Annotated in this window: 13 protein-coding genes and 1 pseudogene; 5 read left to right on the top strand and 9 right to left on the bottom strand. The window is 63.4% G+C overall.

Annotated features, from left to right (window positions below; translation table 11 throughout):
• Nucleotides 1–20: 20 nt before the first annotated feature.
• From PMM47T1_RS27080 to PMM47T1_RS27055, 6 genes are all read right to left on the bottom strand, one after another.
• Nucleotides 21–1373, bottom strand: coding sequence for an MATE family efflux transporter (locus tag PMM47T1_RS27080; RefSeq protein WP_008375221.1), 1353 nt, complete (start codon nt 1371–1373; stop codon nt 21–23).
• Between the two features lie 77 nt (nt 1374–1450).
• Complete coding sequence (locus tag PMM47T1_RS27075) at nt 1451–1918, bottom strand: DUF5625 family protein (RefSeq protein ID WP_008375218.1); 468 nt, start codon at nt 1916–1918, stop codon at nt 1451–1453.
• A 178-nt stretch (nt 1919–2096) separates the two neighbouring features.
• Nucleotides 2097–2927, bottom strand: coding sequence for a sugar phosphate isomerase/epimerase family protein (locus PMM47T1_RS27070; protein ID WP_008375216.1), 831 nt, complete (start codon nt 2925–2927; stop codon nt 2097–2099).
• A 2-nt stretch (nt 2928–2929) separates the two neighbouring features.
• Nucleotides 2930–4168, bottom strand: a complete 1239-nt coding sequence (locus PMM47T1_RS27065) for an NAD(P)/FAD-dependent oxidoreductase (protein WP_008375214.1) — start codon at nt 4166–4168, stop codon at nt 2930–2932.
• Complete coding sequence (locus PMM47T1_RS27060) at nt 4165–4497, bottom strand: MocE family 2Fe-2S type ferredoxin (protein ID WP_008375212.1); 333 nt, start codon at nt 4495–4497, stop codon at nt 4165–4167. Before PMM47T1_RS27060 ends, PMM47T1_RS27065 begins: the two co-directional genes overlap by 4 nt.
• 14 nt (nt 4498–4511) lie before the next feature.
• Nucleotides 4512–5594, bottom strand: a complete 1083-nt coding sequence (locus tag PMM47T1_RS27055; protein ID WP_008375210.1) for a fatty acid desaturase family protein — start codon at nt 5592–5594, stop codon at nt 4512–4514.
• Between the two features lie 171 nt (nt 5595–5765).
• On the opposite strand from PMM47T1_RS27055, the gene PMM47T1_RS27050 reads away from it, so the two are divergent.
• On the top strand, nt 5766–6809 hold the full coding sequence (locus PMM47T1_RS27050) for a LacI family DNA-binding transcriptional regulator (protein WP_008375207.1): 1044 nt from the start codon (nt 5766–5768) through the stop codon (nt 6807–6809).
• A 43-nt stretch (nt 6810–6852) separates the two neighbouring features.
• Here PMM47T1_RS27050 and PMM47T1_RS30495 read toward each other — a convergent pair.
• Nucleotides 6853–6948 (bottom strand): annotated as a pseudogene (locus PMM47T1_RS30495) (YitT family protein); the annotation flags it as partial.
• Nucleotides 6949–6967: 19 nt separating this feature from the next.
• Nucleotides 6968–7426, bottom strand: coding sequence for an Lrp/AsnC family transcriptional regulator (locus PMM47T1_RS27045; RefSeq protein WP_008375205.1), 459 nt, complete (start codon nt 7424–7426; stop codon nt 6968–6970).
• Between the two features lie 322 nt (nt 7427–7748).
• Between PMM47T1_RS27045 and PMM47T1_RS27040 the strand changes: the two genes are divergently transcribed.
• Together PMM47T1_RS27040 and PMM47T1_RS27035 are read left to right on the top strand one after the other, a co-directional pair.
• Nucleotides 7749–8693, top strand: coding sequence for a 5'-nucleotidase (locus PMM47T1_RS27040; protein ID WP_008375204.1), 945 nt, complete (start codon nt 7749–7751; stop codon nt 8691–8693).
• Nucleotides 8694–8782: 89 nt separating this feature from the next.
• The gene (locus PMM47T1_RS27035) at nt 8783–9658 is read left to right on the top strand and encodes an undecaprenyl-diphosphate phosphatase (protein ID WP_008375201.1); all 876 of its coding nucleotides are present in this window, start codon (nt 8783–8785) and stop codon (nt 9656–9658) included.
• A gap of 118 nt (nt 9659–9776) precedes the next feature.
• On the opposite strand, the gene aphA is transcribed toward PMM47T1_RS27035, so the two are convergent.
• Nucleotides 9777–10424, bottom strand: coding sequence for an acid phosphatase AphA (aphA, locus tag PMM47T1_RS27030; protein WP_008375200.1), 648 nt, complete (start codon nt 10422–10424; stop codon nt 9777–9779).
• Nucleotides 10425–10843: 419 nt separating this feature from the next.
• Between aphA and PMM47T1_RS27025 the strand changes: the two genes are divergently transcribed.
• Both PMM47T1_RS27025 and PMM47T1_RS27020 read left to right on the top strand, forming a co-directional pair.
• The gene (locus PMM47T1_RS27025; protein WP_008375198.1) at nt 10844–11251 is read left to right on the top strand and encodes an ExbD/TolR family protein; all 408 of its coding nucleotides are present in this window, start codon (nt 10844–10846) and stop codon (nt 11249–11251) included.
• A gap of 3 nt (nt 11252–11254) precedes the next feature.
• On the top strand, nt 11255–12007 hold the full coding sequence (locus PMM47T1_RS27020) for an energy transducer TonB family protein (protein WP_008375195.1): 753 nt from the start codon (nt 11255–11257) through the stop codon (nt 12005–12007).
• The last annotated feature ends 20 nt before the right edge of the window (nt 12008–12027 follow it).

Genomic DNA, 12027 nt, shown 5'->3' with positions numbered 1-12027 from the left:
AGCGCAGCCTTCGGCAGCGGCTACAACCGCTCGATCTTGCGGTGCTGCCACACGCCCTTGTAGTACGCCGTCTGCAACGCCAGCATAGCCAGGTAGGTCAGTGGAAATGCCATCCATACGCCTTGCAGGCCGAAGTGGCTGTTGAGCAGCCAGGCCGCTGGCAATTCCACGCCGGCGATGCAGAAAATCGAGATCAGGACCGGCACCAGCACCGTGCCGCTGGCGCGCATGATGCCGCCCACCAGGGCCTGAAAACCGAACACCAACATGCTCCAGAGCATAATGTGCAGCAGGTGCTCGGCCTGGGCCAGGGTGGCAAGGTCGGTGATGAACAGGCCCAGCAGCCAGGCGGACAACACATAGCCCAGCACGATCAGGCCACCGGTGAGCCAGATGTTGATCAGCAGCCCCGTGCGCAGGATCGGCCCGATGCGCTCCAGGCGCCCGGCACCGATGGCCTGGGCGCCGAGGATGGAGGCGGTGATGGCAATGGACAACGCCGGAAACTGCACGTAGTTGACGATTTGCGTGACCGCGCCGTAGGCCGCCGTGGCCTGGGAGCCATGGCCATTGACCAGTGACAGGATGACCAGTTCGGACAACGAGATCACGACCATCTGCACACCCGTGGGCAGGCCGATGCGCAGCACCTTGGCCAGAATGGCACGGTCCAGGCGCAGCGCCCGCAGGAACTCACGGTCCGGCGCCAGCGGGTGCTGGCCGCGGTTGAGGCGCCAGGCCAGCAGGCCAATGGCGGCGACATTACCCGCCAGCCCCGCCAGTACCGCGCTTTCGATCCCCATCTGCGGCAGGCCCGCCCAGCCGCGTATCAGCGCGGGCGTCAGCACCAGGCCAACGGCCGTCGACACCAGTAACGCCAACAACGGCGACAGGGTGTCGCTGACTCCGCGCAGCAACTGGGTGAACAACACGAACACCAGCAGGATCGGCATGATCCACATCATCACCCGCGCATAGGCCACCGCATCGTCGAGCACGTCCACCGGGGTACCCAGCCCCTGCAACGCCTGACGGGCGAACACACTGCCAAACACCGCCGCCACCAGGCCGATCAGAACGCCGAGCAGCAACGTGGCGCCAGCGATCTGCTTGACCACATGGGTTTCGCGCGCGCCCCACGCCTGGCCAATCAGCACGCCTGCACCGGCCCCCAGGCCGATCACCAGGGCGATGAAGAAAAACACGATGGGGAACATCCCCGATACTGCCGCCAGCGCCTGGGTGCCCAGCATCTGGCCGATGTAGATACTGTTGAGGGTGCCGGACATGGACTGCAGGAAGTTGGACAGCACCATGGGTGCGAGGAAAGCCAGGTAGGTTTTCCATAACGGGCGTTGCGCTGGGCTTTGCATGGGGCAGGCAGTTCTCGGGCAGGTGGTAAGGCGCGCGAGGATTCTAACGTATTACGCGGGTACGGCGACGCCGATGGCTACCAGGACTTCACCAGGCTGACGCCGGCACGATAGTCGGCGATGGCGCCCGCACTGCCCCGGCGTTCCACGGTGATCTGGTAGCGGCCGCGCGGCAGGTGCACCTCGCTCAGTTCGGCGTGCAGTACGCCGTCGCCCCAGGACGACAGGGTGGGGTGACTGATGCGCCGGTCCTGGATGACCACGGCGTCGTCGACGTCATAGATGCGCAGGTTGACGTTGAACGGCGCGCCGTTGTCCTGCACGCCGCCGGCGCCCTCCCACAGGGTCTTGCGTGCGGCGAGGTCAGCAGGCGGATAGTAGTAGTCGATCCGCACCGAATAACTGTCGCCTTGGGCAATGCGCACGGAAAGGCCGGCCACCGCGCCCGAGGTCTTCAAGCTCAGGGGCGCTGCATCGGCGGCTTTCACAGCGCCGCCACAGGGGGTGATGCACAGCACGCACAGGGTAAACGGAAAACCTTTCACGACAGACCTCGACAAAACCGTGTGGGTGAAAGGTTAAACGATTTTGCGCAACCTGCCGTCGTCTGGGGGCACTGGCCCTGTGGTTCGCCGATAATCTCCAGTGCACACACAGGCCAGCGCAGCCGTGCGGCAGCGGCTACAAGGCAGAGGGTACAATGCAGCACTTGCGACGCGGCGGTTACACCAGGTCGTGCCACAGGTTGCGGACCAGGTCCTTGAGCAGCAGCGCGTCCTGCCAACGGTCGCTCAGCTCGCTGCCATCGGCGCCGGTGATGGCATAGGGCGGCGGGCCCAGCTCGCAGGTGAATGACAGGCTGCCATCGACGGTACTGTCGCGCGCCAGCCAGTCCTGCATGCCATAGCGCCACCAACCCAGAAAGCGTTGCAGCCACGCCTGGTGCTGGGCAAACGCCAGCGGTACCTGCACCTGCTCGCTGCTGGCCACGCGGCCGTGAAACCCCCAACTGCGTTGCAGTATCTGCTGGATGTCGCGGTCATCCTCGGCGCAGGCAGCCTCCGGCAATTCACGGCCCACCACGTAGTGGGACAGATCCGCCAGCAGCTTGAGGTCGGGAAACTGCGCCAACAATCCCAGGGTCAGGGGCAGGTCATTGGTAACGCGATAGCGATGAGTTTCCAGCAGCACCGCAAAATCCACCTGCTCGGCCAGCCGTTGCCAGCCTTCCAGCAGCGGCATCACCTGGGCCACCGAATAGGCGCGCACATCGGCCTGTAAGGTCAGGTGGTGACAGCCATGCTGACTGGCCACGTCGAGGGCGGCGGCCAGGTCATCGACGGTGCGTGGAAAGGCCTGTCCTTCAATGGCCAGGCCCAGACCTTTGGCCGCCTGACTCAAGCGCCTGGCGTGTGCCGGTTGCCAGAAGTGATCGGTAATGCCGTCATACCCGGCGGCGGCAATGATTTCCAGCTGCGCTTCCAGGGCCATGGTCGGCTGGCCCTGATGGTCGAGCATGGCCCACAGGGATTGAAACACCAGCAAGCGGCGCATGGTCAGTTCCTCAGCAGGGTTTTCAACGAAATGGCCGGGTCGGCCAGTGGCCCGGCCGCCAACGGTTGGCCCGCCAGGATCAGGCGTTCACACAGTTTGATGTCCTTGGCCACGCTGTTGCCCGCGCCCCAGCCACAGGCGCCTTGCAGCCGCTGCTGGTCGTCCAGGTAGAACAGCAGAAAGCCGCCGGGTTGCGCGCGGCGCGCCGAGGCAGGCCCGTCGCGCAGCAGGCCGACGGTTTGCAGGCCATGGTCATATTGATCGGACCAGAACCCGGGAACCTGCTGGAACGGCTCCTCGGCGCCCAGCAGGTTCAGGGCCGCATGCCGCCCTTGAAGTTCGGCGTTGCGCCAGGTTTCCTGGCGCTGAAACTCACCCTGGGGGTGCAAGCGGAACTCGCACACGTCACCGGCGGCGAACACATGGGGGTCACTGCTGCGCAGGTAGACGTCGACCCGGATGCCCTGCCCCACCGTCAGCCCGGCGGCCCGGGCAAGGTCAACGTTAGGCTGCATGCCAATGCCCGCCACCACGCCGTCACAGGCAATGCAACTGCCGTCCTCCAGGCGCACGCGCTCAACCCGGTCATTGCCTTCGAAGGCCTGGATACGCGCATTGAGCCGCACATCCACGCCCTGGTGAGCATGCAGCGTCAAGAGCGCTTGGGACACCTGCGCAGGCAGCACCCGCCCGGCCAGGCGCGGGCCGGCTTCCAGCAAGGTCACGGTGCAGCCCATGGCTCGGGCACTGGCCGCCACCTCCAGGCCGATAAAGCCGCCGCCCACGACCACCAACCGTGAGCCGCCCACCAGGCTGGCGCGCAACGCCACAGCCTCGTCGTGGGTGCGCAAGTAGCGCACGTTGCTCCAGCCGGCTGCCACGCCGGGCAAGCGTCGCGCGCTGCCACCGGTGGCCAGCAGCAAACCGCTGTACGCCAGGCAACTGCCGTCTGCCAGGTGCACCTGCTTGCCCTGGGTGTCCAAGGCCTGCACCGGGCGACCGGCCCAGTGTTCAATGCCCAGCCGCGACAGTTCCTCGGGCGCGCTCAAGCGGTAGCCGTCCAGTTCGGCAGTGCCTTGCAGCGCGCCCTTGGACAGCGACGGCCGTTCATAGGGGGCGTGGGCTTCGTCGCCAATCAATAGCAGGCGTCCGTCATAACCCTGCTGGCGCAGGGTCAGCGCGGCGCGCCCACCGGCATGGCCGGCGCCCACAATGATCAGAGGCGCAGGGGCCGCGTTCATACTCCGCCCTCCTGGCCTACCGCCAACCACACCCGTCCCGCTTCAACACGCACCGGGTAGGTCTTGAGGTTGATGCACACCGGCGCCCCCAACGCCTTGCCGGTTCGGTAATCGAACCGGCCGTTGTGCTTGGGGCATTCGATGACATGGTCCATCACCAGGCCATCGGCCAGGTGAATGGCTTCGTGGGTGCAGCGCCCATCGGTGGCGAAGAACTCGCTGTCGGCCGAACGGTACACCGCGTAGCTGTGCTGCTGGTGGTCGAAGCGAATCACGTCTTCTTCGTCAATATCATCCACGGCGCACACATCGATCCATTGATCGTTCATGGCGGTCTCCCTTGTTATTGTTGTGGGGTGCCAGCGGCATCGGGTACCGGGCGACGCACGAACCAGTCAGGGTCTTTGCGCTGGCGCCACAGGGTGGGCAGAATTTCGCGGTACGCCGCCAGCAGGCTGGGGTACGGCGGCGGGCAGTCGTGGCGAATGGCCTCGTGCAGTTGCGGCAGGGCGTGATACGGCACCATCGGGAACATGTGGTGTTCCAGGTGATAGTTCATGTTCAGGTACAGAAAGCGCAGCAGCGGGCCCATGTAGATGGTGCGGCAGTTGTAGCGATGGTCGAGCACATCTTCTGCCAGGCCCACGTGCTGCGACACGCCAAACAGGTAGTTGAGCCAGCCACCGTACAGGGTGGGCAGGCCGATCAGCATCAGCGGCAGCCAACTCTGCAGTACCACGGCGCTGACGGCGGTGACGCCCAGGACCAGCAGCCAGATGCGCGCCGTCCAGATCACCCGCGGCCATTGCGACTCGGGGATGAAGGTCTGTTCCTGCTCGGCGATGTGGCCGCCCGCGTGGCGCAGCAGTGAACCCAGGGTCTTGTAGACGTGGGGCAGGCTGAACAGGCTCAGGGCCATTTTGCCCAGGCTGGGCGGCCGCGGCTCGACGATTTCCGGGTCGCGGCCAACGATGATGGTGTCGGTGTGATGACGGGCGTGGCTCCAGCGCCAGACCTGCGGTTCGAACAAGATCATGAAGCTGGCGATGTGGTAAACCACGTCGTTCAGCCAGCGCGTCTTGAACGCGGTGCCGTGCCCGGCCTCGTGCCAGCGGGCGTTGGCGGCGCTGCCATACAGCACGCCATAGGCAAAGAACAGCGGCACGCAGGCCCAACTGCCCCACAGCCAGCACCCTGCGGCGCCCGTGGCCAGCAACGCCAGCAGCCACAGGCCAGTGTCGCGCAGTGCAGGGCCATTGCGCCGCTGCATCAATTCTTTCATCTGCTTGCGCGGCACCGGCGACTGGTACCAGGTGGCCGAGGCCAGCCCCTGGTCCACGGCGCGCGCCGCCTGGTCACCGGTCAATCGGTAGTCGCGGCGTGCAGGACGCGCACGGCGTTCGAACGCTGCACTGTAGTCACTCATCTTATTGTTCTCCGCAGGCGTGGGGGGCGGCACCGCCAAACAGCAGGCCTGGGGAAAATATAGGGAGGCACCTCGCGCGCCTCAATGCCTTGAAGTCATTCACTCTCAAGCTATCATCGCAGGTCATGGACGCTTGATAGTTTTCCATCAAGGCATGCACCGAGGGCCGTCATGAACAAGAACAAACGCCCCACCATCGCCACGGTTGCCAACCACGCGGGGCTGAGCGTGGCCACGGTCGACCGGGTGTTGAATGCCCGCGCGCCCGTCTCGGCCGACACCGCCGAACGGGTATTTCAGGCGGCGCAAGCCGTGGGCTATTTCGCCGCCCGCCTGATTGGCCAGCGCATCCACGAACGGCGGCCCACGTACCGCTTCGGCTTCCTGTTGCTGGGCACGGCGAAGGCGTTCTATGGCCAACTGGCCGATGCCATCGACACTGCCGCGCGACGCCAGGGCCACGCCAACCTCGGTTGCCAGTTGGAGTACGTGACGGACCGCAGCCCCGCGGCCATCATCGATCAGATCGAACAGTTGGCGGTGCAATGCGATGCGCTGGCGGTGGTGAGCTTCGCCGACCCGCAGATCAATGCCTGCATCGAGCAAATACGCGCCGCCGGAGTGCCGGTGGTGGCATTGCTGTCCGATGTGGATGCGCTAGGGCAGATGCCCTACGTGGGCCAGGACAATCGCCAGGTAGGGCGTACCATGGGTTGGCTGCTGGCGCACCTGTGTGGCGAGCGTGGGGGTAGTGTCGGCGTGCTGTTGGGTGGCTATCGCTTTCTGGGCCACCAGACGCGGGTCGATGCGCTGCAGCAATACCTGGCCGAACAGGCGCCGCGCCTTCACGTGCTGGATGCGGTGATCAACCTGGACGATAACCGGCTGACCGAAGAAGCCACCCTCGACTTGCTGGCCCGCCACCCCGACCTGTGCGGCCTGTGCGTGGTGGGCGGCGGCGGTGACGGCGTGATCAGCGCCCTGCGCCAGCGCCCGCCCCTGCCCGGGCTGTGCAGCATTGTGCCGGAGTCGACGCCGCTGTCACGCCAGGCCTTGAGCGATGGTGTGCTGAGCCTGGTGATTGATTCCCAGGTAGCGCTGATCGGCACGGCCCTGATCGACGTGCTGCTGGGGTTGCAACAGCAACCGGCGTTCGATGCGGCGACGCAGCGGGTGTTTGTGCCGCTGCAGATCATCAGCCGCGAAAACACTTGAGACGGCACCCACCCATAGCCACGTAACGTGTAGGCACGCAGTTGCCCATCTGCAACCACCCGGCACGCCAGCCAAAACGCTGCTGCAGGTACAACGCCAGGATATTGAAACCACCGAGGTTGGCCCGGTGACGAAGCAGTGCCGATTCGGTGCACGTTTCACGCCCCGGCGATGCCGGCTTCCTTGATCCGTTGCAGCACCACGGCAGTCTTCATATGGCCAATGCTGCCGCTGCTGGCCAGCCGCCCCATCAGCGCGTTCAGCTCGCCCAGGTCCGCCACCGCGACCTTCAATGCGTAGTCCGCATCACCCGTGGTCTTGTAGGTGTCGATGATCGCCACCTCTCCCAGCACGAATGCTTCGAACGCCTGGGATTGCGCAGGCGTGTGGCTGACCAGTTGCACGTCGATCATCGCCACCATCTGCGTATTCATGGCCTGGGGCGCCAGCCGCGCGTGATAACCCAGGATCAACCCGGCCTGTTCCAGGCTGATGCGGCGGCGCGAACACTGGGACGCCGACAGGCCCACCAGGTCGCTGAGATCCTGGTTGGTCAGGCGGCCGTTGGCCTGCAGCAGGGTCAGGATCTTCAGGTCGAAATCGTCTATCGCGGACATGGCTCACGTTCCTTTGCACAAAAGGTGGGGGCACGCAGAGTACCAGCACTGCCCCCGTGCGCTGAACCCCCGTGCCCGTGCTGGCACCTGATTTGCCAACAAGCCTGGCAGACGTCACGCAGGGTATCGGCCAATGCCCGCCATCCCATTGATCAGGACATCACCATGAGCCATCGTGCTCATTTTCCATACCCTGAATAGCAACGCCATTGCCTGGGTGCTCAATGCCGTGGAACGGTGCCGGCTGCCGATCTGCAGGCCGTGGGTGGCGCCGCCTGACGACGACGGTACACTGGGGGCAAGCCCACAAGGATGCGCCCCCATGCCTTACGACCTGGAACACCGCCTGGTGATTGGCGTCGCTTCAAGCGCCGTGTTCGACCTGTCCGAATCCGATGCCGTGTTCAAGCGCCAGGGCGAGCAGCAGTATCGGCGTTTTCAGGAGGAGCACCTGAACACGCCCCTGCCCAAGGGTATTGCCTTCTCGTTCATTCGCCGCCTGTTGTCGCTCAATGACCTGAGCGAAGACCCCGAGAACGACCCGCTGGTGGAAGTGGTACTGCTATCACGCAACGACCCCGATACCGGCCTGCGGGTGATGAAGACCATCGAGCACTATGGCCTGGGCATCACCCGCGCCATTTTCATGCAAGGCCGCTCGCCCTACGAGTTCATCCCGGCGTTGAACATCGCCCTGTTCCTGTCGGCCAACCAACAGGACGTGGAGGCCGCCATCAAGGCCCACTACCCCGCCGGCCAGGTGCTGGACTCCACCCTGGTGGACGACGAGCAGGACAACTCGCTGCGCATTGCCTTCGACTTCGACGGCGTGCTGGCGGGGGACGAATCGGAAATGGTGATGCAAAGCGAAGGCCTGAGCCATTTCCACGCCCACGAAGTGAAAAATGTCATGCAGCCCCACAACCCCGGGCCGCTGAAGGAGTTCCTGGTGCGCATGGGCCGCATCCAGACGGCCGAAGAGCAGCGCAAAAAGCTCGACCCCAGCTATGAAAACCGCTTTCGCGTGTCTATCGTTACTGCCCGCAATGCGCCCTCTCATGAGCGCGCCTTGAACACCCTGAAAAGCTGGGGCGTGATGGCCAACGACGCGTTTTTCCTGGGCGGCATAGAGAAGGGCAAGGTACTGAGAGTATTGCGCCCGCATATTTTCTTCGACGACCAACCGGGCCATCTGCGCTCGGCCAGCACCGTGGTGCCGTCGGTGCACATACCCTTTGGAGTGACCAACAACCTGGCCGCCAAATGAAATTTTGCAGATGTCTGAACTGCCATGATTATTGTGCATAGTTCACGCTACGCTGTGTATTTCAGCCCTATTTTTGCAAGGACATCACATTGGCAACCATTTGCTCCAGCGGCCTCGACACCGGCTTTGCCTCCCTTGATTACCTGCAAATCGGCATTCTGGGCGTTATCCAGGGTATTTCCGAACTGCTCCCCATCTCCTCCACCGCACACATGCGCATTATCCCGGCCCTGATGGGCTGGCCCGACCCGGGCTCGGCGTTCTCGGCCGCCATGCAACTGGCGGCGCTGGCGGCCGTAGTCAGCTATTTCTGGACCGACGTGCGCCAGGTGGTCAGCGGCAGCATCAGTGCCGTGCGCGAGGGCGACTTTGACAGCCCCTGGTTCAAGATGGCGGTGGCGATCATCCTGGCCACCATTCCCATTGTCATTTTCGGTGTGTTGCTGTCGCCGTTGCTCAACACCTGCAACTCGCCCTTGCGCGGGCTGCTGGTGATTGGTGGCTCTTGCGTGGTGATGGCGGTGTTGCTGGCGGCAGCCGAGTTGAGCTGCCGGCACCGGCGCGACATGGACCAGATGCGTTTGCGCGATGCCTTGATCGTCGGCATTGCCCAGGTGGGCGCGCTGATTCCAGGGGTTTCGCGTTCGGGCTCGACGCTGACGGCGGCGCTGTTCCTGAACTTCAAGCGTGAGGAGGCGGCGCGTTTTTCGTTCCTGCTGGGGTTGCCGGCCATTGCGTTGGCGGGATTGAAGGAATTGTGGGTGCTGTTGCATGCCGGGATTGATGCGCAGGCCTGGGGGCATTTGGTGTTCGGGTTGGTGATTGCGAGCATCTCGGCGTTTTTTGCGATTTGGGGGTTGATGAAGTTTCTGGAGCGGTTTTCTACGTGGCCGTTCATTATTTATCGGGCGGTGTTGGGTGTATTTCTGATCGTTGCCGTTAGCACCGGGTTGTTGGGTAACTAACGCGCACAGCGGTTGCGGTTGCGGTTAGTTGGATTTTGATCTGCTTTTGATCGGCAACGATAGAGTTACGCCCGCCAACGTGAGCTGGGACCGCTGACTGCCCCACCGTCAGGGGCCGTCAGTAGGTCGAATGTTCCAGCACCTCCTCACCCAGCGCACCATTCACCGGCAACGGCTGATAGGTGGAATTGGCCGCACGCATGACGCGCACCGGACGTGCGCCCGCCTCCCGCGCCGAGGTGATATCGCTGTCGGCATCGCCGTAGTAAATCTTCAAGTGGCGGTCATGAATGAACCGGGTTTTCTCCGGCCCGGAATTGAACACCACCGGTTGCATGTTGCTGATGGCAAAGGTCCGGGCCAACAGCGCGGTGAGTTGCTCGTGATCGGTGTGCGGCCGCCCGGTGATGAAGTAGATCCGGTCGCCACGCTGCTGGTGCAGGGCGATCAAGGCGCGCGCCGACTGCTTGGGGATCGAGTAGCGATCACAGCCGCCATTCAACGCTTGCCAGAACGCCGGGTTGTGCAGATAAGCCTCACTGCCGGGCGAGTATTTCTGCTGCCCTGCGTAAAAGCACGGGCTGGAAAACAGCACCGTGTCGTCGATGTCAAAACCTACCGCCATGGGAGGCGTGCCGGCCAGGCTGGCCTGCAAAGCCGGCATGCTGAGCCAGCGGATCGCAGGGGCCGAAGGGGCGCTGGACAGCGCGCACCCTACGAGTTGAAACGCCACGCATGTGGCAATGGCAAAGGCAGATAGACGCACGTGACAGCTCCTTGCTGGGGATAGGATCAGGGCTTGGGCAAAGCCCGTGAGCAAAGCTCGTGCCGCGTTTGAATATCAGGCGGGAGAAACGTTTCACCGCCACTAAAATCACCATCCTGACAACCATGACCACTTGAAACCCACCCCCTGCGATAATGCACGATCGTCCAAAAACAGTGCATACCGCCTCAAAAATGCGCACATTACGCGTCTATATCGCGGCTATTGTCGGACAATTAAAAAACCAGAGAAACCTGAAAATAATTTTATCTTTGAAATCAAAATTAAACATCTCGCCCCTATCTTCATCCTGCCGCTGGCGTCAGGTTTGGCATGTTCCGTGCTGAAACCCTCCGCCAACGGAAAACCTGAATATCTGGTCAGGTTTGCAAGGACCATTGTGGAGAGGGTGCCAAACGATGAGAACGTGGGAAGAACCAAAGAAAAAACGCCTGCACATCGAGATCGTTCCAATGATCGACGTGATGATGTTCCTGCTGGTGTTTTTCGTACTGATCAGCCTGAACGTAATCCCTGCCCTGGGCATCAAGACTCAGCTGCCGGGCGCCACCCATGCCCAGCAACTCAAGCCGCAGAACAAGGCGATCATCACCCTGGGCCTGGACGAGCGCCTGCAACTGGATGGCAAGGACCTGAACGAAGAGGCTCTGGTAGAACACCTCAAGGCCCTGCGCCCTGAAGGCGACAAGCTGGTGATCATCCTCAACAGCGATCAGGGCGTGGAAGTGGCGCGCCTGGTGACGGTGATGGACCTGCTGAAAAGCAACGGTTTTGCCTCCGTGTCCATCGCTACCCGGAAGCGCTGAGCCATGTGGATGCTATTCAAGTCCCGCAAGGCCCTGGCCTGCCTGCCGGCCCTGTGCCTGCTGGCGGCGGCGATTCACAGCGCCCTGCATTCGGACCTCAAGATCACCCCCAAGTACGACGACAGCACCGTGGAAGTGGCGCTGGTGGAGCCCGAAGCGCCGCCCCCGCCGCCTGAGCCGGTGCCTGAAGCCGCCCCGCCGCCCCCTCCCGAGGATGTGGCCGAGGCCGTTGAGCAGGCGCCACCGCCCAAACCCAAGCCAGCGGTGGCGAAACCGCCACCGCCCAAGCCCAAACCGCAGGCGGCCAAGGTGGCACCGGTGAAGCCGGCGGTGCCCACCCCGCCCACCGCGGTACCGGCCGTCCCGGCGGCACCGGTAGCACCGGTAGCACCGGTAGCACCGGTGGTGGCGGCCAAACCCGCGGCACCGCCTCCGCCGCCCAGCCCGGTGGACGTGGAAAGCCGTTACATCGCCAGGCTGCTGGCGGAGCTGGAAAAGTACAAGCAATACCCCACCGGGCGCGAGGCCTCGCTGCAACGCCCCGAGGGCAATGTGGTGGTGTGGCTGGAGGTGGACCGCAGCGGCAAGGTGCTGGATTCGGGCATCGAAAAACGCGCCACCAACATGCTGCTCAACCGCGCGGCGCAAACCAGTTTGCGGCGCATGGACAAAGTAGTGCCTTTCCCCGAAACGGCTTTTTCGGGCAAGGACAAATACCGCTTCAGCGCAACGCTTGTTTACAACCTGGATAACTAAAAAAACTTCAACTGCACACT

The organism is Pseudomonas sp. M47T1 (assembly GCF_000263855.1).
Lineage (GTDB): Bacteria > Pseudomonadota > Gammaproteobacteria > Pseudomonadales > Pseudomonadaceae > Aquipseudomonas.
This window is presented reverse-complemented; position numbering and strand designations above follow the sequence as displayed.